21 protein-coding genes are annotated in these 23,390 nt (G+C 71.7%); 11 read left to right on the top strand and 10 right to left on the bottom strand.

All coding sequences use genetic code 11. From position 1 onward, the window contains the following. Window positions 1-373: 373 nt before the first annotated feature. Both ACFYPN_RS08660 and ACFYPN_RS08655 read right to left on the bottom strand, forming a co-directional pair. Window positions 374-2,143: a M4 family metallopeptidase gene (locus ACFYPN_RS08660; RefSeq protein WP_358758884.1), complete on the bottom strand. Its 1,770-nt coding sequence runs from the start codon at window positions 2,141-2,143 to the stop codon at window positions 374-376. Window positions 2,144-2,441: 298 nt separating this feature from the next. Continuing rightward, the gene (locus ACFYPN_RS08655; RefSeq protein WP_358758882.1) at window positions 2,442-2,948 is read right to left on the bottom strand and encodes a carboxymuconolactone decarboxylase family protein; all 507 of its coding nucleotides are present in this window, start codon (window positions 2,946-2,948) and stop codon (window positions 2,442-2,444) included. Between the two features lie 47 nt (window positions 2,949-2,995). Between ACFYPN_RS08655 and ACFYPN_RS08650 the strand changes: the two genes are divergently transcribed. Then, the gene (locus tag ACFYPN_RS08650) at window positions 2,996-4,396 is read left to right on the top strand and encodes a PLP-dependent aminotransferase family protein (protein ID WP_358758880.1); all 1,401 of its coding nucleotides are present in this window, start codon (window positions 2,996-2,998) and stop codon (window positions 4,394-4,396) included. 193 nt (window positions 4,397-4,589) lie between these two features. Here the strand turns inward: ACFYPN_RS08650 and ACFYPN_RS08645 are convergent, their stop codons facing one another. Then, window positions 4,590-4,928 (bottom strand): MerR family transcriptional regulator, encoded by a 339-nt coding sequence (locus ACFYPN_RS08645; RefSeq protein WP_358758878.1) that lies wholly within the window; start codon window positions 4,926-4,928, stop codon window positions 4,590-4,592. A 1,041-nt stretch (window positions 4,929-5,969) separates the two neighbouring features. Between ACFYPN_RS08645 and ACFYPN_RS08640 the strand changes: the two genes are divergently transcribed. After that, window positions 5,970-6,341: a VOC family protein gene (locus ACFYPN_RS08640; RefSeq protein WP_358758876.1), complete on the top strand. Its 372-nt coding sequence runs from the start codon at window positions 5,970-5,972 to the stop codon at window positions 6,339-6,341. Between the two features lie 99 nt (window positions 6,342-6,440). On the opposite strand, the gene ACFYPN_RS08635 is transcribed toward ACFYPN_RS08640, so the two are convergent. Next, a complete protein-coding gene (locus ACFYPN_RS08635; protein WP_358758874.1) occupies window positions 6,441-7,367 on the bottom strand; it encodes a RimK family alpha-L-glutamate ligase in 927 nt (308 codons plus the stop codon). A 235-nt stretch (window positions 7,368-7,602) separates the two neighbouring features. Continuing rightward, window positions 7,603-7,836 carry a hypothetical protein gene (locus ACFYPN_RS08630; protein ID WP_358758872.1) on the bottom strand — a complete coding sequence of 78 codons (234 nt, stop codon included), beginning with the start codon at window positions 7,834-7,836 and terminating at the stop codon, window positions 7,603-7,605. Window positions 7,837-8,317: 481 nt separating this feature from the next. Between ACFYPN_RS08630 and ACFYPN_RS08625 the strand changes: the two genes are divergently transcribed. The 3 genes from ACFYPN_RS08625 to ACFYPN_RS08615 all read left to right on the top strand — a co-directional run bounded on the left by ACFYPN_RS08625 (window position 8,318) and on the right by ACFYPN_RS08615 (window position 12,741). Continuing rightward, window positions 8,318-8,590 carry a hypothetical protein gene (locus tag ACFYPN_RS08625; protein ID WP_358758870.1) on the top strand — a complete coding sequence of 91 codons (273 nt, stop codon included), beginning with the start codon at window positions 8,318-8,320 and terminating at the stop codon, window positions 8,588-8,590. A 7-nt stretch (window positions 8,591-8,597) separates the two neighbouring features. Continuing rightward, complete coding sequence (locus ACFYPN_RS08620; protein ID WP_358758868.1) at window positions 8,598-9,785, top strand: glutathionylspermidine synthase family protein; 1,188 nt, start codon at window positions 8,598-8,600, stop codon at window positions 9,783-9,785. Between the two features lie 271 nt (window positions 9,786-10,056). Then, entirely contained in the window at window positions 10,057-12,741 is a 2,685-nt protein-coding gene (locus ACFYPN_RS08615) for a glycoside hydrolase family 9 protein (protein WP_389297396.1), read from the top strand. 67 nt (window positions 12,742-12,808) lie between these two features. Here the strand turns inward: ACFYPN_RS08615 and rocD are convergent, their stop codons facing one another. Continuing rightward, entirely contained in the window at window positions 12,809-14,020 is a 1,212-nt protein-coding gene (gene rocD, locus ACFYPN_RS08610) for an ornithine--oxo-acid transaminase (protein WP_358758867.1), read from the bottom strand. Between the two features lie 327 nt (window positions 14,021-14,347). Here rocD and trpS point away from each other — a divergent pair, with 327 nt between their 5' ends. From trpS to ACFYPN_RS08595, 3 genes are all read left to right on the top strand, one after another. Beyond that, complete coding sequence (gene trpS / locus ACFYPN_RS08605) at window positions 14,348-15,361, top strand: tryptophan--tRNA ligase (RefSeq protein WP_358758866.1); 1,014 nt, start codon at window positions 14,348-14,350, stop codon at window positions 15,359-15,361. A 132-nt stretch (window positions 15,362-15,493) separates the two neighbouring features. Continuing rightward, complete coding sequence (locus tag ACFYPN_RS08600) at window positions 15,494-16,090, top strand: 2'-5' RNA ligase family protein (protein WP_358758864.1); 597 nt, start codon at window positions 15,494-15,496, stop codon at window positions 16,088-16,090. A 184-nt stretch (window positions 16,091-16,274) separates the two neighbouring features. After that, on the top strand, window positions 16,275-16,820 hold the full coding sequence (locus tag ACFYPN_RS08595; RefSeq protein WP_358758862.1) for a hypothetical protein: 546 nt from the start codon (window positions 16,275-16,277) through the stop codon (window positions 16,818-16,820). Window positions 16,821-16,873: 53 nt separating this feature from the next. Here ACFYPN_RS08595 and ACFYPN_RS08590 read toward each other — a convergent pair whose 3' ends face one another. After that, a complete protein-coding gene (locus ACFYPN_RS08590; protein WP_358758860.1) occupies window positions 16,874-17,644 on the bottom strand; it encodes a decaprenylphospho-beta-D-erythro-pentofuranosid-2-ulose 2-reductase in 771 nt (256 codons plus the stop codon). Window positions 17,645-17,737: 93 nt separating this feature from the next. Next, entirely contained in the window at window positions 17,738-19,093 is a 1,356-nt protein-coding gene (locus ACFYPN_RS08585) for an FAD-binding oxidoreductase (protein ID WP_358758858.1), read from the bottom strand. A 170-nt stretch (window positions 19,094-19,263) separates the two neighbouring features. On the opposite strand from ACFYPN_RS08585, the gene ACFYPN_RS08580 reads away from it, so the two are divergent. Next, window positions 19,264-20,244, top strand: a complete 981-nt coding sequence (locus ACFYPN_RS08580) for a YihY/virulence factor BrkB family protein (RefSeq protein WP_389297392.1) — start codon at window positions 19,264-19,266, stop codon at window positions 20,242-20,244. On the opposite strand, the gene ACFYPN_RS08575 is transcribed toward ACFYPN_RS08580, so the two are convergent. After that, the gene (locus tag ACFYPN_RS08575; RefSeq protein ID WP_389297390.1) at window positions 20,207-21,505 is read right to left on the bottom strand and encodes a D-alanyl-D-alanine carboxypeptidase family protein; all 1,299 of its coding nucleotides are present in this window, start codon (window positions 21,503-21,505) and stop codon (window positions 20,207-20,209) included. The two genes, ACFYPN_RS08580 and ACFYPN_RS08575, sit on opposite strands and share 38 nt — an antisense overlap. Window positions 21,506-21,734: 229 nt before the next feature. Between ACFYPN_RS08575 and ACFYPN_RS08570 the strand changes: the two genes are divergently transcribed. Then, window positions 21,735-21,995: an SCO4848 family membrane protein gene (locus ACFYPN_RS08570; protein WP_389297389.1), complete on the top strand. Its 261-nt coding sequence runs from the start codon at window positions 21,735-21,737 to the stop codon at window positions 21,993-21,995. Window positions 21,996-22,268: 273 nt separating this feature from the next. On the opposite strand, the gene ACFYPN_RS08565 is transcribed toward ACFYPN_RS08570, so the two are convergent. After that, window positions 22,269-22,847 carry a TetR/AcrR family transcriptional regulator gene (locus ACFYPN_RS08565; RefSeq protein ID WP_358758850.1) on the bottom strand — a complete coding sequence of 193 codons (579 nt, stop codon included), beginning with the start codon at window positions 22,845-22,847 and terminating at the stop codon, window positions 22,269-22,271. Window positions 22,848-22,937: 90 nt separating this feature from the next. Between ACFYPN_RS08565 and ACFYPN_RS08560 the strand changes: the two genes are divergently transcribed. After that, the gene (locus ACFYPN_RS08560; RefSeq protein WP_389297387.1) at window positions 22,938-23,384 is read left to right on the top strand and encodes an anthrone oxygenase family protein; all 447 of its coding nucleotides are present in this window, start codon (window positions 22,938-22,940) and stop codon (window positions 23,382-23,384) included. Window positions 23,385-23,390 lie beyond the last annotated feature (6 nt).

The raw sequence follows: 23,390 nt of genomic DNA, 5'->3' as shown, positions 1-23,390 counted from the left end.
TACGCGCCGAAAGGGGATAAGGGCCCTTTCGGCCATGCCCGGACGCATCTTCGATCCCGTGGCCACAAAGTGTGCCGGGGCGAGTACACGGCGGGCGGGACCGCGTCGCACTTTTCCCTTGGGAATCACTTGAATTCCTCTTGGGGAATTCTTGCCGATTCCTGGCTGCGGTCCGGTTGCCCGAGGGGTTCCTCGCCGCGGCCCGTCCGGCGGGGGCGTACCGGCGGCAACCGCTCGGCACGCGCGGTTCCCCGCACCCGGGAACGGTCGGACACGGCCCGAGGGCCCGGGGGTGCGGGGAACCGCGCGGTGGATCACGACGGGGCGGTCAGGCCGTCACCGTCGGCAGGAGGAACGAACGGCAGGGGCCGCCTCAGCCGTTGGCCGTGGTGACGTTCACCGCGGCCCACGCCTTGTTCACCGCGGCGTACTCGGTGCCGCTCTGCCCGTAGAGGTCCGCCGCGGCCTGCAGCGTCGCCGTGCGGGCGTCGTGGAAGTCGGTGCTGGAGACCATGTACCGGGTCAGTGCCTGGTAGAAGATCGCCACGGCCTTGTCGCGGCCGATACCGGTCACCGTCGAGCCGTCGTACGTCGCCGAGCTGTACGCGACACCGCCGATCGTCTTGCTCCCGCTGCCCTCCGCCAGCAGGTAGAAGGCGTGGGAGGAGACCCCGGAGCCCGCGTGCACCTCGGTGCTGGGAGCCCTCGTGCTCCAGTAGTCGACGGTGCCCTCCAGCTTGTCCAGCGACGGGTGGTCGAGCCGCCTCAGGAACCCCTGCGCGAGGCCGAGCTGCTCACCCATCAGGTAGTTGGGCGCGTGCGTGGAGTTGTTGGTGGTGAACTCGACGGCGGTCCCGAAGATGTCGGCCAGCGACTCGTTCAGCGAACCGGCCTCGCCGATCTGGTTGCCGACCGAGTCGTAGTCGGTCTCCAGAGCCGCCGTGGACGACACCACACCGTGCGTCAACTCGTGTCCGGTGACGTCCAGCTGGGTCAGCGGCTTGGTGAAGGTCGAACCGTCACCGTCCCCGTAGACCATGCACCAGCAGCCGTCGCTCCAGCCGGCGTTGCCGTAATTGCGCGCGTAGTGGACGACGCCGTGCGGACCGACGCCGTCGTTCTTGATGCCGTTGCGGCCGAACGTCTTCTTGTAGAAGTCGAAGGTCGACGTCAGCCCGTACTGGGCGTCCACACCGGCGGTGTTGGTGTCGGACGTGGCGCCGTTGCCCCACTTGTTGTCGGTGTCGGTCATGACGCTGGAGCTGGTGAAGACGCTCGACTCCGCCAACGACTTGTTCTTGGCGTTCTTGACCTGGGCGCTGCCGCGGGTGGTGTCGGTGAGGGTGTACGAGGACGCGGCGGTCTGCGTGGTGTTCAGCGTCACCGCTCCGTCGTACATCGACGCCCCGGTGCCCACCGCCGGGGCGGGGTACGCGACGGCGACCGGCTTGACCGGGGGTTTGGCGGAGTACGCGGTCGTCGACGGCTTCGCCGCCTGGCCCAAGGCCTTGAGCTTGCTCTCCAGCATCGGCGAGATGAACTCGTCCAGGGCGGGGGCGTCGCTCACCACGCTGCCCGTCGTGGCGTCGAGGAGTACCGAGTGGGCGGCCGCCGCGTCGCCCCCGACGGACACTCCCACCTGGTAGGCGAGGATGCTCTTGCCCCGCTGGACGTGCACGATCAGCCGGGGAGTCGCCGCCGAGCCCTTGGACACGACCGAGGCGGCCTTGGTGCGGGCCTGCTGCGTCGTGACCTTCGCCGCCACGGTCGGCACCGAGACCGCCTTGTCGGCGGCGCGCGTCACGCCGAGGTAGCCGGAGGTCCTGGTGAGGTGGACAACGATGTCAGCACCTATGACGGGTATGCCCCGGTAAGTCTGCGAGAAGCGCACGTGCTGCGTGCCGTTCGGGTCGACCATGACGTCGGTGGCGACCAGTCCGCTCTGCCCGGTCAGTCCGGCCCCGGCGGCGTGGGCAATAGCTGCGGCTCCTGCGGCGTCGGCGATCGCCTTCCGGGTGGCCGGTATCTGCGCGTTGTGGCCCTTCGGCGGGGGGCCGGCCGAGGCCGTCCCCGTGACGGAGACCGTGGCCGCGGTGGTCAAGGCGAGTGCGATCGCGAGCTTGGGTATCAAGGGTGCGCGCATCTGCGGGGGAGTCCTTCCGGAATTCAACTCGACACACCCCGCCGGATGCGACGGGGTGTGTGACGAGAGCATGCCACGAAGGACGTTTCACGTGGAGACGCGGTGCGTTAAGACGATCTTACGGTGTCTGTTCGAGGGTCGAATCCCTTGCTCCATTTCGGGAATTGACGGGTGCTGTCCGGTGATTCCAGGCGGGCACGTCGCATTTCCCGGCGGGTGGCCCGGCTGTGGATCGACGGCGTTGCCCAACCGCCGGGTTGCTCAACTGCCGGACCGAGGGGGGATACCCGCGGGTGCGTCAGTGAGCGCCCGGTACGTAGTGGCCCGGCACCATGCGGGTGCTCACGGCGAAGCGGTTCCAGCCGTTGATCACGTTGATCGCCGCGACCAGGTGGGCCAGCTCGGTCTCGTCGAAGTGCTTGGCGGCCTTCTCCCAGACCTCGTCCGGCACGAATCCATCGGTCACGACGGTGATGGCCTCGGTCAGCTCGATCGCCGCGATCTCCTTCTCCGTGTAGAAGTGCTTCGACTCCTCCCACGCGCCGAGCTGCACGATCCGCTGGACGGTCTCGCCCTGGGCGAGGGCGTCCTTGGTGTGCATGTCCAGGCAGAACGCGCAGTGGTTGAGCTGCGAGGAGCGGATCTTCACCAGCTCGCCGATGACCGGGTCGAGTCCCTTACGGGCCGCCGCGTCCAGCCGGATCATGGCCTTGTAGACGTCGGGGGCGAGCTCCGCCCAGTTGAGGCGCGGGGTGTGCTCGGGGGCGAACTCGGAGGTGGTGTGGGTGTGGCTCGGTGTCGTCATGCCCACCACGCTACGACCCGGGTGGCGCCGGACTATGGTCCATTTCCATGACGGATTCCTGGGCCACTTTCGGGGCCGACCTGCACATCGAACCGCACGCCGGAGGCCTGCGCGACGGGCTGATGGAGGCGCTGCGGCACGCCGTACGCACGGGGAGACTCGCGCCCGAGGCCCGGCTGCCGTCCTCCCGGGCGCTCGCCGCGGACCTGGGGATCGCGCGGAACACGGTGGCCGACGCGTACGCGGAACTGGTCGCCGAGGGGTGGCTCACGGCCCGCCAGGGCTCCGGAACCCGTGTCGCGCGGCGGTCGGAGCCGCGTGGCGGAACCCCGGTCGCCCGCAGGACCCTGCCGGCCCGCCGGCTGCCCACGTACAGCCTGATGCCCGGCCAGCCGGACCTGGCCTCCTTCCCGCGCGCCGCCTGGCTCCGCGCGTCCCGTCGCGCACTCGTAGAAGCACCCAACGAGGCTTTCGGGTACGGAGATCCGCGCGGGCGCATCGAGCTGCGCACTGCGATCGCGGAGTACCTCGGCCGGGCGCGCGGGGTGTACGCCGACCCGGAGCGGGTGGTGATCTGCTCGGGCTTCATCCACGGACTGCGCCTGTTGAGCGGGGTGTTGAGGAAACGGAGGGTACGCGAGGTGGCCGTCGAGTCGTACGGACTCGAATTCCACCGGAGCGTCCTCACCGACGCCGGGCTGCGGGCCCCCTGCGTCCCGCTCGACCAACAGGGCACGGAGACCCGTGCGTTGGCAGGGATGCGGGGCGTCGGCGCGGTACTGATGACGCCGGCCCACCAGTACCCGACCGGCGTCCAGCTGGACCCGGACCGGCGGGCGGCGGCCGTCGACTGGGCGCGCACGACCGGTGGGTTGATCGTCGAGGACGACTACGACGGCGAGTTCCGCTACGACCGCCAGCCGGTCGGCAGCCTCCAGGGACTCGACCCCGACCGGGTCGTCTACATAGGTACGGCGAGCAAGTCCCTCGCGCCGGGATTGCGGCTGGGCTGGATGGTGGCGCCGGGCGGCATGGTGGAGGAACTCGCAGCCGCGAAGGGGTTCGCCGACTGGACGACCGGCGCGCTGGAACAGCTCGCCCTCGCGGAGTTCATCACCTCGGGCGCGTACGACCGCCATGTGCGCGCGATGCGGCTCCGCTACCGGCGCCGCCGCGACCAGCTCGTCGCCGCCCTCGCCGAGAGCGCCCCGGACATCCGCGTCAGCGGCATCGCGGCCGGTCTGCACGCCGTCCTCGAACTCCCCGAAGGCACCGAACGCTCCGTGATCTCCGCCGCAGCCTTCCAGGGACTGGCGCTGGAGGGCCTCTCCTTCTTCCGTCACCCGGACGCCCGACGGGAGAGGGACGCGCTGGTCATCAGCTACGGCTCCCCGCCCGACAGCGCCTGGAAGGGAGCCCTGGACGCACTGTGCCGGGTGCTCCCGTGACGCGAGGGGCGGGAGCCGAGGGAGTGGGAGCCGAGACGCGGGAGCCCGCGGTCCGATGTGGCGGCCCCGCTCGGGTCGCCCGGGGGCGCCCCGAGTCGGCGGGGACCGCTGTAGGTCGCCACGAGTCGCCGGGGCACCTCCCACCGTCCCTCCCACCCGGCCCGACACGGACCCGGTGTGGTCGGCGTGGAGCTCAGGTCGCGCCCGCCGGTTCCGCCGATCCGGCTGCACGACGCTGTTCGGCATTGATGCGCTGGGCTTCTTCGAGCTGGTCTTCGAGGATGACGATGCGGCAGGCGGCTTCGATGGGCGTTCCCTGGTCCACGAGCTCACGGGCGCGGGCGGCGATGCGCAGTTGGTAGCGGGAGTACCGGCGGTGGCCGCCCGCGGAGCGCAACGGCGTGATGAGGCGGGCTTCGCCGATGGCCCGGAGGAAGCCCTGGGTGGTGCCGAGCATCTCGGCGGCCCGGCCCATGGTGTAGGCGGGGTAGTCGTCGTCGTCGAGACGGCCGAACGAATCGTCTGCGGTCATCGCACCTCTCTGTGGAACACGTGGAGGGGCCTTGGTGCCGTACGGCACCAAGGCCCCGAAGGAACTGCTACACCATCGTCCGGCCCTGGTTACTGCGCCGGACTTTCGTATCCGCCACTCCGACCGAGACGCTGTCGGGTGTGCGGGGATCGCGGTTGCTTGACCGGAGACCACCTCACTATCGATGTCCTGCGGTACCCGGGTTCAGACTTCCGCCCGGGCGATCCTGATGGCGCTCGGCCCCTCCGTTCTTCCCTCTGGGATCGATTGCTCACTACTGCTGGTGTTGCGTCCTGCTGATACTTCGTACTGCTGGTACTGCGTCCTGCTGGTAATGCGATCCGCTCGGTGGCCTGTGTCAGCGCCACCACTCTTCGGCAGCCAGCCCCGTCGCCCGTCCTGCGTCTGCTCTGGCTTAGAACCCCACTGCCGAACTTCCCGGTGCGCGCGTCCGCAGCCGACGCCTTCACCGAGGTGCTGCCTCATGACTTCACTGCTGAGCACTGCTCGCGGCAGCCCCTGATCACTGCGGGCCACCCGGTCCGGTCGTCAGTCCCGTCGCCATCCTGCAACTGCTCCGGCTTCGGAACTCCACCACCGCACCGTCCTGCAACTGCCTGTACTGCACTTACTGCTTCCCGGCAGTTCATCTCTGCCGGGCCTTGCGGTCTCTCTGGCTACGAGAGAAACACTACCCACGGCCCACGCGGATGTCTACTACGGCCACCATAGATTTTTAGATGTTCGAATGCGAAGTATTCGACTTCGAACAAGATCGTCACGGCGCGGGGAGCCGTGGGACGCCGGTGTGGAACTGGGCCGACCAGGCCGGACAGGGGCGGACGGCAGTCGTGGACCAGCGGTTTTCCGGGGTCCGCCCCCCGACGCAGGGGCGGAGGGCGGACCTGCTCCTTGCCGAGCCGCGGCCCTCCCGCCCGGCGGGAACCCGCGGTGCGATGCGCCGCACCTTCACCGAACGACCCACGAAACGCGCTCACTTGTTCACCGCGGATGTCCGAAGCTGCGACCTACGATGTTCCGATGCTGACATTCACCGACGTCATCCTCGACTGCCCCGACCCGTGGAAGCTGGCCGAGTTCTACGCCGAGGTGCTGAGCTGGGAGATCAACACCGACATCAGCAAGAAGGACTGGGTCACCCTGCGCAACGACGGCATCGAGCTGTCGTTCCAGCGGGTGGCGGACTACCAGCCTCCGAACTGGCCGGGCCAGGACCACCCGCAGCAGTTCCACCTCGACTTCGAAGTGGACGAGTTCGAGCCCGAACACCGCCGGGTGACCGGTCTGGGCGCCACCTTCCTCAAGGGCTTCGTCGATGAGTCCGGCTACGGCTGGCAGGTGTACACCGACCCTGCCGGACACCCGTTCTGCCTCTGCCGCAACCGCCCGTAGAGCGCCTCCCGGCAGGCGGCGTTCCTTCCCGGTGGTCGGCAGGACCGCCCGTGGCACGCGATCGGCGGCCCTACGGAAGTGGCGCTCGGGCGGCCCGGCTCAGCCGCCCCAGGCTTCGATGCGGCGGGCGACGCTCGCCGTGATGGCCGGGATCACCGCCGTCATCTGCGGGCGCCAGCCGGGGACGGCGTTGACCTCGCAGACGGTGAAGGTGTCCTCGGAGGCGAAGAGGAGATCCACCCCGGCGATCGCGAGGCCCAGCGCCTCGGCGGCCCGTACGGCCAGCGACTCCGCCGCCGGGGACTCGCCCGGGCAGACGGTGGCGGAACCGCCCTGGCCGAGGTTCGAGGTGAGGCCGCCGTTGCGCGAGGTGCGTACGGCGGCGCCCACGGTCTCCCCGTCGACCACGACCATGCGCAGGTCCCGGCCGTGCGAGTGGGATACGTACTCCTGGAACAGGTGGGGTGTCTCCTGGGCCAGGGCGCCCGCGATACCGCGCAGCAGGTGGGTGTCGGGGGCGAGGAAGACCTGTTTGCCCTTGTGGCCGGTGACCGACTTGACCACGCACGGGGCTTGTAGTCCGTTGGTGCGGACCACCCCTTCCAGCGGCGCCGTCCCGTAGGAGAGGGTGTCCGGCACCGGCAGCCCGGCCTGGGCCAGGTCCTGCATCTGCCAGACCTTGTTGCGGCACACGAGGTGCGCCGCCAGCGGGTTGAGGAGCGTGGCGCCCATGCGCTCCAGGTGCCGCAGCAGGGTCACTTCGCGGTCGTGGTGCATGGAGCCCGGGGGCTGGCGGACGAGGACGACCTTCGGCGCGGGCACCTCCGCGCCGCCCAGGGTCCGCAGGAACAGCTGCCCTGCACGGACGCCGAAGACGAACTCGTTGGTGTGCCAGACGGCGAACCTCGGGCCGTGGAGCGCCATGAGGGCGTCCGCGAGCTTCTGGGTCGCGCCCTGCAGGGGGACCGGGAGCGCTCGAACGAGCAGCCAGACATCCGTGGGTGGCAGTAACTCCGCGCTTTTCATGGTCTGTTCGTCTCCCCCGGCTCGCTGTCAGGACCGGGCAAGAACGTAGCGTGGGGAGCGCGAAATCCTGGTGGGAACAGGGATGTTGCACCTCAAAGAGCACCTGCCCGGCGTGCGGAGCGTCCTACGTCGTTCCGGAGGGTGCGGGCCCGAGCGGTGCGGGCCCGCGCCCTGGCCGCTCTCCGCCCTGTGCCGCGAGGGGCGGAGCCTGCCGGGAGGGGCGCCGGCCGGCAGGTCACAGCCGTTCGCCCCGGCTCCGTGCGTTGCACCGTGCGTTCTCGGCGCGCAGCCGCTCGGCGGGATCGGCGAAGCGGGTCTGCTCCGGATCGGCTTGCCAATCGGCACCTCCGGTCACCGGCCGCAGTTGCCAGAAGGCGCCCGAGACGCCCCGGAACTCGCCGATCACACCAGGGCGTGACGCGTCCACCACCAGTGATCCGACGGCGGGTTCGCTTCTCTTGGCGTTCACTCTTCTCGTCCTCTCCGTACCCGAAGGGTGATCTTCGGATACCCAGAGTGAGGCAGAAACGGCCCGGTTGGTATGGAATCGGCGTCCGGCCTGCGCGAGGAGCGGCCGGGTGTGCCCGTCCGGGCCTTGCCTAGGGCCACGCGTCGGCCGCGCCGGGCTGATCGACCGCAGGTCGGTCGCCAGGATGAAAAACGGGAGCGGGGTTGACGGAAGAGCTGTCACCCGCGCTTCGGCGCCCTGCGCGGCCCGCGGGACCGGGCCACAGGTGCCTCGAACCGGTCGGCTGCCGCTCCCTGGCGGGGCGCCGGGGTTCCCGGCCGGTGGTCCTGGCATCTAATCTGGCCATCGACTGAACGCATCGCTGTACCGCCCATCGCTGTACAGCGCATCGCGGTACAGCGCATCGCGGTACAGCGCATCGCTGTACGCGGAACGAGGTGCACCACCAGGCGCACCCGCACGACGGGGGAGAGTACGGAAGATGGCCAAGCGCATACTGCGGTCCAGCACGGTGGTGCTCGGAGGCGTGGGGCTGCTCGCAGTGACCCTCACCGCCTGCGGCTCCGATCCCGACAAGCGCTGTGTGGACCGGGTGACCCAGAAGACGCTGCCGAAGTACGAGTGCAAGAGCGGCGGCCACGGCAGTTACTACTACGGCGGCTCCGTCAAGAACGGCAAGGTCTCCGGCGGCAGCTTCGACAAGTCCTCCGTCAAGCGCGGCGGCTTCGGCAACTCGCACTCCAGCGGCGGCTGAGCCGACCGTGGAACGCCGCACCATCGAACCCCGCCCCGACTGGCAGCGCACCGTCGAGGAGCAGGGGCTGATCTACCCACTCACCCGCCACCCGGACGGCTCGCTGCGCCCCTACTGGGACGAGAGCGCGTACTACGCCTTCTCGCTGCCCGAGGTCGAGGCGCTGGAGGAGGTCGTCGAGGAGCTGCACACCATGTGCCTGGCCGCAGCCGCGCACATCGTGGAGGAGAACCGCTTCGCCGACCTCGGCATCACCGACCCCGGACTCGCCCGGCTCGTCGCCGAGTCCTGGCACCGGCGCGCCGAACTCCCCTCCGTGTACGGCAGGTTCGACCTGCGGTACGACGGTACGGGCCCCGCGAAGATGCTGGAGTACAACGCCGACACCCCCACCTCGCTGGTGGAGGCCGCCAGCGCGCAGTGGTTCTGGATGGAGGAGCGTTTTCCGGGCGCCGACCAGTGGAACTCCCTGCACGAACGGCTCGTCGAGACCTGGCGGCGGCAGGCCCCGCTCCTGCCGCCCGGACCGGTGCACTTCGCGCACTCGGACGGGGACGAGCTGGGCGAGGACCTGATGACGGTCGCGTACCTGCGCGAGACCGCCCAGCAGGCCGGTATCGACACCGAGGCGCTCTCCGTCGAACGCATCGGCTGGGACCCGCTGAGCGGCCGGTTCGTCGATGAGCAACTGCGCTTCATCCGGAGCTGTTTCAAGCTCTACCCGTGGGAATGGCTGACCACCGACGAGTTCGGCCGGCATGTCCTCGAGACGCTCGACAACGGCGGCGGGACCGGCTCCACCTGCTGGATCGAGCCCGCCTGGAAGATGCTCCTCTCCAACAAGGCGCTGCTGGCCGTCCTCTGGGAGCTCTACCCGGGACACCCGAACCTGCTGGCCGCCCATCTGGACGGCCCGCGCGAACTCGCCGGGTACGGGGGCGCGGGTTACGTCTCCAAGCCTCTGCTCGGCCGCGAGGGGGCGGGTGTCGAGCTGCACGGTCCCGGCAGTGCGCCGGTGTTGCGCCAGGAGGCTTGCTGCTACCAGGAGTTGGCGCCGCTCCCCGACTTCGACGGCAACCGCGTGGTGCTCGGCGCCTGGGTGGTCGGCGACGAGGCGGCGGGTCTCGGCATCCGTGAGTCGGCCGGACCGGTCACGGACGAGTACGCCCGCTTCCTGCCGCACGTGATCCTCTGACCCCTGGCCCCCTGGCGGACTGCCCGCTCAGCGGTCGCGCCCACCGGACCCGCCCGGCGCCCACGCTGTCACCCCCGTCACCGTCACCGTCACCGCCCCCGGCCTCCGGCCGGCGGCGGTGACATTTTCAGTTCTGTCATGACCCTGGCGGAACGATGGTCTCCGGCGCCAGAATGGGCCCGCTCGTGGGAGCGCTCCCACTTGCCTCCGCTCATGCCCCCACTCAGCGTTCCTTCTCCGCACCCGCAGCCCGCCGACGAAAGGTGTCCCGGTGAACGCCCCACCCCCACGCCTCCCCTCCTCGCGCACCCGTCCGCCGCACCACCGTGCCCGGTCCGCCGGGCGCCTCTCCGCCGCGGCGGTCGTCGCGGCGCTGCTCGCGGTGGGCCTCGCCGCGCCCGGCGCCGCAGCCGACGAACCCGCACCGGCCGAGGGCGCCGAGCAGATCACCAACGGTGACTTCTCCGCCGGGACCGCGCCCTGGTGGTGGACGGCGAACACCTCGGGGAAAGTCGTCGACGGCCGCCTCTGCGTCGACGTCCCGGCCGGTACGGCGAACGCCTGGGACGTGATCGTCGGGCAGAACGACGTCCCCCTCGTGGCGGGGGAGACGTACCTCCTCAGCTACACCGCGAGCTCCACCGTGCCGCTGACCGCGCAGACCCGCGTCCAGGAGGCCGTCGAGCCCTGGGCCACCGAACTCGCCACCGCCGACCCGGTCGGCACCGAACCGGTGACGGTCACCCACGCGTTCACCGCCACCGCCGACCGGCCGGCCGCGCAGGTCGCCCTCCAGATCGGCGGGGGCGACCGGGCCACCACCTTCTGCTTCGACGACATCTCCCTGCGCGGCGGTGCCGAACCGCCCGTGTACGTACCGGACACCGGTTCCCCGGTCCGGATCAACCAGGTCGGCTACCTCCCGCACGGCAGCAAGAGCGGCACCGTGGTGACGGACGCCGACGCGCCGCTGACCTGGAGGGTGAAGAGCGCCGACGGGTCCACCGCCGCCACCGGCTCGACCGTCCCCGGCGGCGAGGACCCGACCTCCCGGCAGCGCGTCCACACCTTCGACTTCAGCGCCCTCACCACCGTCGGCGACGGCTACACCGTGGACGTCGACGGGCAGGTCAGCGAGCCCTTCTCGGTGCGCGCCGACCTCTACGACGGCCTCCGCTCCGACGCGCTCGCGTACTTCTACCACAACCGCAGCGGCATCCCGATCGAGGCGGACCTCGTCGGTGAGGAGTACGCGCGCCCCGCCGGACACGCCGGCACCTCCCCCAACCAGGGCGACACCGACGTGCCGTGCGTCCCCGGCGTCTGCGACTACCGCCTCGACGTCTCGGGCGGCTGGTACGACGCCGGTGACCACGGCAAGTACGTGGTCAACGGCGGCATCGCGGTGGCCCAGTTGATGTCCACGTACGAGCGGACTCTGACCGCGGCCGACGCCGAGGGCGCCGAGCTGGGCGACGGCACCCTGCGCGTGCCGGAACGCGGCAACGACGTGCCCGACATCCTCGACGAGGCACGCTGGGAGCTGGACTTCCTGCTGCGCATGCAGGTACCGGCCGGCGAACCGCTGGCGGGGATGGTCCACCACAAGGTGCACGACGCCGCCTGGACCGGCATTCCCACCCGCCCGGACCAGGACCCCCAACCGCGCGAACTGCACGCCCCCTCGACCGCCGCGACGCTCAACCTCGCCGCGACCGGCGCCCAGTGCGCCCGGCTGTACGCCCCGTACGACCAGGCGTTCGCCGACCGCTGCCTGCGGGCCGCCACCACCGCCTGGAAGGCCGCCACCGCGCACCCGGCCGTCTACGCCGACCCGGCGGACGGCACCGGCGGCGGGACCTACAGCGACAACGACGTCTCCGACGAGTTCTACTGGGCCGCCGCCGAACTCTTCACCACCACCGGTGATTCGGCCTACCGCACCGCGCTGCTCGCCTCCCCGCTGCACGGCGACGCCGGCCGGATCTTCTCCGCCGGCGGCGGCATCTCCTGGGGCTCCACCGCCGGACTCGGCGTACTCACCCTCGCCACCGTCCCCAACGACCTGAGCGCCACGCAACTCGCCGGTGTCCGCGCGGTCGTGACCGCCGGAGCCGACCGGTACGCCGCGCAGTCCCGCGCCGAGCTCTACGGACTGCCCTACTCCCCGCCCGGCGAGGACTACGCCTGGGGCTCCAACAGCCAGGTGCTCAACAACATGGTCGTCCTGGCCGTCGCCCACGACCTCACCGGCGAACCGGCCTACCAGGACGCCGTCCTGCGCGGGGCCGACTACCTCTTCGGCCGCAACCCGCTCAACCAGAGTTACGTCACCGGGTACGGCGAACGCGACTCGGAGAACCAGCACCACCGCTTCTGGGCCCACCAGAGCAACCCCGACCTGCCCCACCCGCCCCCCGGCTCGGTGGCCGGCGGACCCAACGCGACGGCCGTCGCCGCGGGTGACCCGGCAGCGGCGGAGAAGCTCGGCGGCTGCGCCCCCGCGATGTGCTACCTCGACGACAACGGCTCCTGGGCCACCAACGAGGTCGCCATCAACTGGAACGCGCCCCTCGCCTTCATCGCCTCCTACCTGGACGACGCGGGCGACGGACACACGGCGGCCGACCGCACCGACCGGGTCTGCCAGGTGTCCTACGCCTCGCATGCCTGGACGGGCGGCTCCACCGTCACCGTCCGGGTCCGCAACACCGGCACCGCCCCGCTCCCCGCCTGGCAGCTGAGCTGGCTCTTCCCGGGCGGCCAGCGGATCGGCCAGAGCTGGAGCGCGGACCTCTCCCAGAGCGGCCGTACGGTCACGGCGAAGCCGCTGGACTGGAACCGGGCGCTCGCCCCCGGTGCGGTCGCCGACTTCGGGTTCAACACCACCACCCCGAAGGCCGGGCCCGATCCGTCCGTCTTCAAGCTCGGCGGGCACGCCTGCACCACCGCGTAGGCCGGCGGGGCGGGGGTGCCGGGCCGACGATCCGTCGGTCCTGCACCCCCGCCCTCCCTCCTGCGTCCTACTCGCTCTCGCCCAGCACCGCACGGAGCTGGGCGAGCCCCCAGTCCAGGTCCTCCCGCTCGATCACCAACGGGGGCGCGATCCGGATCGTCGAGCCGTGGGTGTCCTTCACCAGCACGCGCCGGCCCATCAGCCGCTCCGAGATCTCCCGGCCCGTGCCCAGCGCCGGGGTGACGTCCACCCCCGCCCACAGCCCCCGGCCACGCACCGCGTCCACGGTGCCCCCGCCCACCAGCCGGCCCAGCTCGCGGTGGAGATGGGCCCCCAGCTCCGCCGCCCGAGCCTGGTACTCGCCGGTCCGCAGCATCGCGATCACCTCCAGCGCCACCGCGCACGCCAGCGGGTTGCCGCCGAACGTCGAGCCGTGCTCGCCCGGCCGGAACACCCCCAGCACCGCCGCCGAGGAGACCACCGCCGACACCGGCACCACCCCGCCGCCGAGCGCCTTGCCCAGGACGTACATGTCCGGCACCACGCCCTCGTGCTCGCAGGCGAAGGTCCGTCCGGTGCGGCCCAGGCCCGACTGGATCTCGTCCGCGACGAAGAGCACGTTCCGCTCGCGGGTCAGCTCACGGACCCCGGCGAGATAACCCTCCGGCGGCACCAGCACCCCGGCCTCGCCCTGGATCGGCTCCAGCAGCACCGCCACGGTGTTCTCCGTCATCGCCTCACGCATCGCGGTGAGGTCGCCGTACGGCACGATCTCGAAGCCCGGGGTGTACGGACCGTAGTCCGCGCGAGCCTCCGGGTCGGTGGAGAAGCTGACGATCGTGGTGGTGCGGCCGTGGAAGTTGTCCGCCGCCACGATGATCTTGGCCATGCCGTCCGGGACGCCCTTGACGGTGTACCCCCACTTCCGCACGGTCTTCACGGCGGTCTCCACCGCCTCCGCGCCGGTGTTCATCGGCAGCACCATCTCCATGCCGCACAACTCGGCGAGCTCCGTGCAGAACGCGGCGAACCGGTCGTGGTGGAACGCCCGCGAGGTGAGCGTCACCCGGTCCAGCTGCGCCTTCGCCGCGTCGGTCAGCCGGCGGTTGCGGTGGCCGAAGTTGAGCGCCGAGTACCCGGCCAGCAGGTCGAGGTAGCGGTGCCCCTCCACGTCGGTCATCCAGGCCCCGTCCGCCGTCGCGACGACGACGGGCAGCGGGTGGTAGTTGTGCGCGCTGTGGGCCTCGGTGGAGGCGAGGGCGTTCTCCGTGGTCGACACGGGATCTCCGTTCGTCGTGCGGCACGTGCGGATGGAGGTGCGGGTGCGGACCGGGCGGATGGCGCCCGGGTCGGGGGCGGCGGGCGGGGTCGTGCCCACTTTGTATCGTTCCGTCGCCGCACCACCCGGGAAACCCGCGCCGCACCGGCGTGCCCGCCCCGCCCCCGCACGCCGGGCCCGTCACCGGAAACGTGATCCACCTCTCACCGCCCGCCCCGCCCGCCCCGGCGGCCCCGCGCACCGCTGAACAGGGCCGCTCCGGAGCCCGCGACGGATTCCCGAGTACCGGCTGCCCGGGATCGGTTGCGCACCTGAGACAATGGGCACATGGCCTCTGACCGACCTCGCGTGCTCTCCGGAATCCAGCCCACCGCAGGCTCGTTCCACCTCGGCAACTACCTCGGCGCGGTGCGCCAGTGGGTGGCTCTGCAGGAGTCCCACGACGCCTTCTACATGGTGGTGGACCTGCACGCGATCACCGTGCCGCAGGACCCGAAGGAGCTGCGGGCCAACACCCGCCTCGCCGCGGCCCAGCTGCTGGCGGCCGGTCTCGACCCCGAGCGGTGCACGCTCTTCGTGCAGAGCCACGTCCCCGAGCACGCGCAGCTCGGCTGGCTGATGAACTGCCTGACCGGGTTCGGCGAGGCCTCCCGGATGACCCAGTTCAAGGACAAGGCGGCGAAGCAGGGTGCCGACCGGGCGACCGTCGGCCTCTTCACGTACCCGGTCCTCCAGGTCGCGGACATCCTGCTCTACCAGGCCAACCAGGTCCCGGTCGGCGAGGACCAGCGCCAGCACATCGAGCTGACCCGCGACCTCGCGGAGCGCTTCAACGGCCGCTTCGGCGACACCTTCACCATCCCGGAGCCGTACATCCTCAAGGAGACGGCGAAGATCTACGACCTCCAGGACCCGTCGATCAAGATGAGCAAGTCGGCGTCCACGCCGAAGGGCCTCATCAACCTCCTGGACGACCCGAAGACCACCGCGAAGAAGGTCAAGAGCGCCGTCACCGACACCGACACGGTGATCCGGTACGACGTCACGGAGAAGCCGGGCATCAGCAACCTCCTGACCATCTACTCCACCCTCACCGGCACCTCGGTGGAGGCACTGGAGCAGAAGTACGAGGGCCAGATGTACGGCGCGCTGAAGACGGATCTCGCCGAAGTCATGGTGGAGTTCGTCACGCCGTTCCGCACGCGCACCCAGGAGTACCTGGACGACCCGGAGACGCTGGACTCGCTGCTGGCCAAGGGTGCGGAGAAGGCCCGGACGGTAGCCGCGGAGACGCTGGCGCAGGCGTACGACCGGATGGGCCTCCTGCCCGCCAAGCACTGAGTCGAAGGACCCTGGCGGGAGCACGGCACCGCGCGGCACACTTGCGGCGACGGCCCCGTGCGACCGCCGGTGCCGCGGCGCCCGGCGCGCGCGGTCATCGAGAACCAGCGATCGACGACAGAGGAGAACGACGTGGGGACCGTAACGCTCGGCGTTTCGATCGCGGTCCCGGAGCCCTTCGGCACCCTGCTCCAGCAGCGCCGTGCCGGCTTCGGGGACCCGGCCGCGCACGGCATCCCCACGCACATCACCCTGCTGCCGCCGACCGAGGTGAAGGCGGACGAGGTGCCGGCCGCCGAGGCGTACCTCGCCCGGATCGCCGTCGACTGCCGGCCGTTCCCGATGCGGCTGAGCGGGACCGGGACCTTCCGCCCGCTCTCGCCCGTCGTCTACGTCCGGGTCGTGGAGGGCGCCTCCTCCTGCGCCTGGCTCCAGAAGCGGGTCCGGGACGCCTCCGGCCCGCTCGCCCGCGAGCTGCAGTTCCCGTACCACCCGCACGTCACCGTGGCGCACTTCATCGACGAGGCGGCGATGGACCGGGCGTACGAGGAGCTCGCGGAGTACGAGGCCGCCTGGACCTGCACCTCCTTCGCGCTCTACGAACAGGGCGGCGACCGCGTCTGGCGCCAGATCAACGAGTTCCCGTTCGGGGCCGGCGGTGGCACCCCCGCCGTGCCCGTCCAGAGCGGGTTCTCCGCGGACGAGCCCTCGCTGCACCGCCTGTCCTGACCCGGCCGTCCACCTGGCCGTCCACCGGCCCTTCACGGGGCGGGGCCGCCGCGGTGTGGGCGCCGGAGGGACAGTGGGCCGTTGGAGTGGGAAAATTTCCACAGGCAGGAACAACGGCAGCCGTCACTCGTCGTCCCGTCATGGGGCGTCCCGGTCATTCGTCCCCGTCGCGGAGGTGGTCCGCGTGGTCCCGCTCTCCAGCCGTGAACGCCGGATACTGGCGCAACTGGAAGCCTCGCTGGCACGGGACTTCCCGGACGATCCCGCCGTCCAGTTCGGGCGCGACGTCGAGGGCGAGCGCGACGTCCGGGAGGAGCGCGATGTCCGGGAGGAGCGCGACCTCCTGCGCAAGCCGCTGGGGGACACCCCCGGACCCCCCGGAACCCCGGGAGCCTCCGAAACCCCCGCGACCCCTGCGCGCCCCGGGCACCCCGGCGACTCCACCCCGCGCCGACGTGGCCCCGGCAGCGGGGAGCCCCCGGCCGGAGAGCCTCCGGGGTCACCGGGCGGCGGGCTCCCGGGGGCCCCGCACTGCCCCGGCCGCACCGGGCGGCTGATCCGGTCCCGCCGGACGTTCGCTCTGCTGGCCGTCGTCTCGTTCGTCCTGCTGGGCGCGGGCATGGTCACCGGGAACCTCTGGGTGGTGGTCGCCTTCGTGGTGACCTGGGCGGCGACCTTCCTCATCGGGGCGGCGCGGATGTTCGCCTGGTCCCGGAGACAGGGGTACTGACCCGGGGGTACTGACCCCTGCCGACCCCGCCCGGCCCGCATCGGGGCGCGGTGTCAGACCGCCCGGTCCCCGGCGGGGAGCCGGCGGAAGAGCGGGCGCGGCACATGGCGCAGGGCCGACATCACCACGCGCAGGCCGCCCGGCACCCACACCGTCTCCGAACCCCGCCGCATCCCCGTGACGATCGCGTCGGCGACCTCCTCCGGAGTGGTGTCCAGCGGCGATGTGCGCGCCTGCGCCGTACGGGCCGTCCGCACGAAGCCGGGGCGCACCACCAGCACCTGCACACCGGTGCCGTACAGCGCGTCCCCGAGTCCCTGCGCGAACACGTCCAGGCCCGCCTTGCTGGAGCCGTAGATGAAGTCCTCGCGCCGGGCGCGCTCGGCGGCGACCGAGGAGAGCACCACCAGCGAACCGTGGCCCTGCGCCTGGAGCGCGCCCGCGCACACCAGACCGGCGGAGACCGCCCCCACGTAGTTGGTACGCGCGACCAGCGCGGCGGCGGCCGGGTCCTCCTCGTCGCGCGCCTGGTCGCCCGCGATGCCGAAGGCCAGCACCACCGCGTCCACGTCCCCCTCCGCGAACACCTTGCCGAGCCCCGGTCCGTGCGACTCGGGGTCCAGTGCGTCGAACTCCACCGTGGAGACCTCGGCGCCCAGCTCCCGCAGCCCGTCGGCCGCGGCCTCCAGGGCGGCCGACGGCCGCCCTGCGAGCCGGACCGTCCGGGTGCGCCGGGCGATCAGCCGGCGCGCGGTGGCCAGCCCGATCTCCGAGGTGCCACCGAGGAGGAGCAGGGACTGCGGGGCACCGAAGGCGTCCTTCACGGGAACTCTCCTGGCTGACGGGCTGGTCGGCTGACGGGGTGGCTGACTGGTCTGCGGCCGGGCGGGACGGGGCTGGGGCCGGATCCAGGCACTTCAGAGGGCGAGCCGGCGCGCGAGGTCGGAGCGGAACGCGCCGGTCGGGTCGGTCTCCGCCCGCAGCGCGCGGAACTCCGCCACCCGCGGGTACATCGACGTCAGTAACTCCGGCCGCAGCCGGGAGTCCCGGGCGAGGCTGACCCGCCCCCCGGCGGCGGCCACCTCGTCGTCCAGCCCGTCCAGGAGACGGCCGATGCCCGGCAGCCCGGCCGGTACGTCCAGGGCGAGGGACCAGCCGGGCGCCGGGAACGACAGCCAGCCGGGCCCGCCCGCGCCCAGCCGTTCGAGCACCGCGACCGAGGAGGGGCAGGCCCGGCCGGCGAGCCGGCGTACCACCCGGCGCAGGGTTTCCTCCCGGCCGGCCCCGACCGTGAACTGGTAGCGCACGTAGCCGCCCCGACCGGCCGGAGCGGGCATCCGGGGCAGGGCGTCGGGGGAGCGGAAGAAGGAGTGGAAACTCCGCAGCACCCCGGTACGGGCGCGCGGCGCCGCCCGGTGGCGCACCTCGTTGACCAGCCCCATCGCGGTGCGGCCGAGCAGGCCGGCCGGCGCGAAGGCGGGCACGGTCGGCCGTCGCGGCAGCAGGACGGGCGCGTCGAGCGGGGCCCGCCGGTCGCGGGCCGGCAGCGCGTCGAGCGGCGCGTGCGCACCCCGCACCAGCACCGAGCGCCCGGTGGCCCGCCCGCCTGCCATCAGGTCGATCCAGGCGCTCTCGTACGGCAGGCGGGTGCCGTACCCCGTCATCCGGGCGAGCAGGTCGTCGAGGTCCGCCGCCCGCTCGGTGTCCACGGAGATCAACGAGGTGGCGATCGGGCGGCAGCGGAGGGTGGCGGCGAGGACGATCCCGGTGAGCCCCAGTCCGCCGGCCGTGGCGTCGAAGAGCGGGGTGCCGGGCAGCACCGTGACGACCGAGCCGTCCGCCGTCAGCAGCTCCAGCGCCGTCACGTGCCGGGTGAAGGACCCCGCCGTGCGGTGGTCGTGGCCGTGCACGTCGGAGCCGATGGCCCCGCCCACGGTGATCCTGCGGTCGCCCGGCACCACCGGGAGGTACCAGCCGGCCGGCCGCAGCGTCCCGGCCAGCCGGTCCAGCCGGGTCCCGGCGTCGCAGACCACGGTGCCGGTGGCCGCGTCGAAGGAGCGGACCCGGTCCAGTGCGCCCATGTCGAGCACGGAGCCGCCGGCGTTCTGCGCGGCGTCGCCCGGCGCGCGGCCGAGTCCCCGGGCGATCGCCCCCCGGGGCCCGCGCCCGCGCACGATGTCGGCCGCCTCCTCGGGCGTACGCGGACGAAACCGTACGGCGGTGGTCGGGGCGGTGCGGCCGGAGCCGCTCAAGGACACCGTGTCGACGGACATATGGGTGACCGTATCGCCCGAGAAAACCCCTTTGGGGCATTTGTACAGGGGCTCACCGGAACGGGTGATGCGGAGAGTGTCAGCCCGCGCGGGCGGCGATCTTTCCCCGGCGCACGGAAGTGTGCGTCCGGTCCGCAGGTTTTCCGGGGCCCGGAGGGTACGCATACGTCATGGACTGGCTGAAGAGACTCCCCGTGGTCGGCCCGCTTCTCGGCCGGCTGATGGAGACGCACGCCTGGCGCTCCTACGAGACGCTGGAACGCGTCCACTGGGCGAGGCTCGCGGCGGCCATCACCTTCATCAGCTTCCTCGCGCTCTTCCCGCTGATCGCGGTCGGCGCCGCAGTCGGCGCCGCGCTCCTCTCCGACCACCAGCTCGACACGATCGAGCAGAAGACCGCCGAGCAGGTCCCCGGCATCTCCGACCAGCTCGGCATCGACAACCTCGTCACGCACGCCGGGACGGTCGGGGTCGTCGCCGGTGCGCTGCTGCTCTTCACCGGCGTCGGCTGGGTCGGCTCGCTCCGCGACTGCCTGCGCGCGGTCTGGGGCATCGACGACCAGGACGACGGCAACCCGTTCGTCCGCAAGCTCAAGGACGCCGGACTCCTGATGGGCCTCGGCGGCGCCGCGCTGCTGACCCTCGTCCTCTCCACCGTCGGCTCCACCGCGGTCGGCTGGAGCGCCGACCGGATCGGCATCCCCGAGGACGGCGCGGGCGGCCTGTTGCTCCAGGCCGCCGCCATCGCGGTCGCGGTGGTGGCCAACTTCCTGCTCCTGCTCTACCTGCTGACCCTGCTGCCCGGGGTGGAACCGCCGCGCCGCCGGCTGGTCGTGGCGTGCCTGGTCGGCGCGGTCGGCTTTGAACTCCTCAAGCTGCTGCTCGGCAGCTACATGAGCGGTGTCGCGTCCAAGAGCATGTACGGCGCCTTCGGCGTGCCCATCGCCCTGCTCCTCTGGATCAACCTCACCGCCAAGCTGCTGCTGGTCTGCGCCGCCTGGACCGCCACCGGGAGCAAGCTGGAGGCCGCCGAGGCCCGAGCGGCGGAGACGGCAGAGGCGGAGGCGGCGGACGGCGCCGGGCCGGACGGACGGACCGCCGGCCGGACACCGCCTACGGGCGGGGGCGACGCAGCGGCCAGCGCCGGTTGACCAGGAACACCCCGGCCGCGAGCACCACCAGCAGGCCGCCGGCCAGGGCCAGGGCGATGCCCGCGCCACCGGACGGCGCCGCGCCGCGGACGGCCGCCTTGACCACCGTCTTCTGCGGGTTCGCCCCGGCGGCGGCCTGCGGCCCCTTGCCCGTACCGGTGCCGCCGTCGGTTCCGTCGTCCGTGGCACTACCGGTGTCCGCCGACTTCGGCGGCACCAGCTCACCGACCGGTGTCACCTTGCCGCTCGCTGCGAAGCCCCAGTCCAGCAGCGAGGCCGCCTCCTTGTAGACCGCGTGGCTCGCGTCGGAGGACGGGTTCATCACGGTGACCAGCAGCACCCGGCCGTCGCGCTCGGCGATTCCGGTGAAGGTGTTGCCCGCGTGACTGGTGTAGCCGTTCTTGACCCCCGCGATGCCCTTGTACGGGGTGATGCCGACGTCACCGGTGAGCAGCCGGTTGGTGTTCTGGATCTCGAAGCTCTCCCGCTTGCCGTTGCCCTTCTCCTCGCCGGGGAAGTCGGCCGTGGCGGTCGCCGCGTACTCCCGGAAGTCCTTCTTCTGCATCCCGCTGCGGGCGAAGAGAGTGAGGTCGTACGCGCTGGACACCTGGTCCGGAGCGTCGTAGCCGTCCGGTGTGACCACGTGGGTGTCGAGGGCCTGGAGCTCGTCGGCGTGCTCCTGCATCGCCGTCACGGTCTTCGCGACCGCCTCCTTCTCGCCGCCCGCCTCCCCGCCGCCGTACATCGACGCGAGGACGTGCACCGCGTCGTTGCCGGAGCGGAGGAAGACGCCGAGCCAGAGGTCGTGGACCGTGTAGGTCTGGTCCTCCTTGACGCCCACCAGACTGCTGCCGTCGCCGAGGTCCGCCAGCTCGGCGTCGGTGACCTTGTGGGTCGTCGTGGACGGCTGGAGCGCCGGAAGCACGGTGTCCGCGAAGAGCATCTTCAGCGTGGAGGCCGGTGGGAGCCGCCAGTGCGCGTTGTGCGCCGCGAGGACGTCCCCGCTCTCGGCGTCCGCCACGATCCAGGAGCGGCCGGTCAGCGCCTCGGGCAGGACGGGGGCTCCCGGCCCCAGGTTGACCTGGGTGCCCTCCTTCGCGAGCTGCGGTCCGCCGATGCCCGACATCGGCAGGGTCGGCCTCGGCTGCTTGTCATCGCTCTTGTCCTTGTCCGCAGCGAATGCCGTCGCGGGACCAAAGACGAAAGTGGACATCAAGGTGGCGCAGATAGCCGTGAGTACGGTCTTTTTCAGAGCAGGCACGGTCGGAAACGTACAGGGCGTTCGTGTGGATGGGGACCCGGAACCCCGGACCCGCCGTGCGCGACGCCGGGACAGCCCACCTTCGCCTCCGGTGCCACCGGGACCACCCTTCCTGACGGGCCGCCAGGATCGGGACACGCCGCGTTCCGCCGTCCGGCCCACTGTGGGCGTGGCCCCCGCCGGGGCACCCCCGGCGGGGGAACGGCCGCCGGGCGGCGATAATGGGTCCATGAAGCTCAGTCGTCCCGTCTCCTGGTTCCTGCTCGCGTTCGGCGCGTGGTCATGGGTGATCTGGGTGACCTTCGCCAAGAATCTGTGGAAGGACGGCAGCGGACTCGCATTCGACGACGCGGGCGACCCGACCGCCTACTTCTGGGTCCACCTGCTCCTCGCCATCACCTCCTTCCTTCTGGGGACGGCTGTGGGCGTCATCGGGTTCCGGGGGCTCAGGGCCCTCCGCACCGAGAACGCCCCCCGAGCCACCGGCTGACGCCGCACTGCCCGAACACCCACCGCCCGGGAGCCTTCCGGCCCCGCGCGCGTTTCCGCGCGGCGTACTGCCTCCGCGCGGCGTACCGCCCATTCGCGGCAGGCGTCCAGCGGGCCCGCGTGATGCCCGCGAGCAGTACCACTCGGGCGCGTGGCAGCCGGGCCCCATGACCGTCGCGGCGTCCGGGGCGGCTGCCCGCCCGGGGCGCGAGGATCGGCGACCCGAACGGTCTCCGGCTGCGCCCCGCGGGCCGCTGCCGGCCGGGACAGTGGGTCAGACCAGGGTGAGCCGGTCCACCAGCAGCTGAACCCTGCGCCCGGTGTCCTCCGGCGGCAGTCGACCCGATCGGGTCAGGGTCGCCACTCCGTGCAGGGACGCCCAGAACACCTCGGTGAAGAGACCCGGGGCGACGCCGTCCCCGGCCACCTCGCCGAGGCACTCCAGCAGCGCGGCGAAAGCGTCCATGAGGGGTCCTGGGGTGTCCTCCTGCGCGTAGGCGAGGCCGCCGTCGAGCTGGAAGATGGCGTCGTAGACCGCCGGGTTCTGTGCGGCGAAGTCGAGGTAGGCGCGGGCTAGGGCGTACACGCGGGCGCGCGGGTCGTCCGCGGCGGTGGTCGCGGCCCGCACGGCGGTGGCCATCTCGGTGGCCCCCTGGAGGGCGACGGCGCCGATGATCTCGCGTTTGCCGCGGAAATGGCTGTAGAGGACGGGTTGGCTGTATTCGATGCGCTCGGCCAGCCGCCGGGTGGTGACCGCGTCCCAGCCCTGCTGCTCGGCGAGTTCGCGGGCCGTCGCCACGATGAGGCGTTCGCGGTGGGCCCGTTCGCGTTCCTTGCGTTCCTGTACCGACATGATCCGATGCTAGCACCGCTAGACATGAGAGCGGCAGTAGCTCTAGCGTCGCCTCGTCAGCTAGCGGCACTAGATTCCAAGAGGGTCATCATGCTCAACGCACTTGAGGTCTTCACCACCGTGGTCGTCGGCGTGATGGTGGGGGTGGAGTTCTCCGTCGCCTTCGTCATGAACCCGATCTTCAGCGCCCTCCCGGAGGACAGCGGCCAGCTCGGCCGCGCCCACGGGGGCCGGATGCTCGGCGTCGTCATGCCGGTCTGGTACATCGGCTCGCTGGTCCTCGTCGGCGTCTGGGCCGTCGCCGGGTGGCACCACCACGGCACCGGCCTCGCCGTCACCGCCGGCGCACTGCTGCTCCTCAGCGTGGTTATGTCGCTCGCGCTGCTCGTCCCGATCAACAACCGGACCAAGGCGTGGACCCCCGACAACCGGCCCGCCGACTGGAAAGAGCAGATGAACCGCTGGGACCGCTACCACTACGTCCGCGTCGCCGTCATCATCGCCGCCTTCGCCCTCCTCGTCACCGCCCTCGGCTGACCCGGG

Origin of the sequence: Streptomyces sp. NPDC005576 (genome assembly GCF_042871745.1) — a bacterium.
Lineage (GTDB): Bacteria > Actinomycetota > Actinomycetes > Streptomycetales > Streptomycetaceae > Streptomyces.
This window is presented reverse-complemented; position numbering and strand designations above follow the sequence as displayed.

What these genes read in the sequence shown, in the direction of transcription:
- ACFYPN_RS08660 (WP_358758884.1), bottom strand. Translation starts at nt 2,143, where the DNA reads ATGCGCGCACCCTTGATACCCAAGCTCGCGATCGCACTCGCCTTGACC.
- ACFYPN_RS08655 (WP_358758882.1), bottom strand. Translation starts at nt 2,948, where the DNA reads ATGACGACACCGAGCCACACCCACACCACCTCCGAGTTCGCCCCCGAG.
- ACFYPN_RS08650 (WP_358758880.1), top strand. Translation starts at nt 2,996, where the DNA reads ATGACGGATTCCTGGGCCACTTTCGGGGCCGACCTGCACATCGAACCG.
- ACFYPN_RS08645 (WP_358758878.1), bottom strand. Translation starts at nt 4,928, where the DNA reads ATGACCGCAGACGATTCGTTCGGCCGTCTCGACGACGACGACTACCCC.
- ACFYPN_RS08640 (WP_358758876.1), top strand. Translation starts at nt 5,970, where the DNA reads ATGCTGACATTCACCGACGTCATCCTCGACTGCCCCGACCCGTGGAAG.
- ACFYPN_RS08635 (WP_358758874.1), bottom strand. Translation starts at nt 7,367, where the DNA reads ATGAAAAGCGCGGAGTTACTGCCACCCACGGATGTCTGGCTGCTCGTT.
- ACFYPN_RS08625 (WP_358758870.1), top strand. Translation starts at nt 8,318, where the DNA reads ATGGCCAAGCGCATACTGCGGTCCAGCACGGTGGTGCTCGGAGGCGTG.
- trpS (WP_358758866.1), top strand. Translation starts at nt 14,348, where the DNA reads ATGGCCTCTGACCGACCTCGCGTGCTCTCCGGAATCCAGCCCACCGCA.
- ACFYPN_RS08585 (WP_358758858.1), bottom strand. Translation starts at nt 19,093, where the DNA reads ATGTCCGTCGACACGGTGTCCTTGAGCGGCTCCGGCCGCACCGCCCCG.
- ACFYPN_RS08580 (WP_389297392.1), top strand. Translation starts at nt 19,264, where the DNA reads ATGGACTGGCTGAAGAGACTCCCCGTGGTCGGCCCGCTTCTCGGCCGG.
- ACFYPN_RS08570 (WP_389297389.1), top strand. Translation starts at nt 21,735, where the DNA reads ATGAAGCTCAGTCGTCCCGTCTCCTGGTTCCTGCTCGCGTTCGGCGCG.
- ACFYPN_RS08565 (WP_358758850.1), bottom strand. Translation starts at nt 22,847, where the DNA reads ATGTCGGTACAGGAACGCAAGGAACGCGAACGGGCCCACCGCGAACGC.
- ACFYPN_RS08560 (WP_389297387.1), top strand. Translation starts at nt 22,938, where the DNA reads ATGCTCAACGCACTTGAGGTCTTCACCACCGTGGTCGTCGGCGTGATG.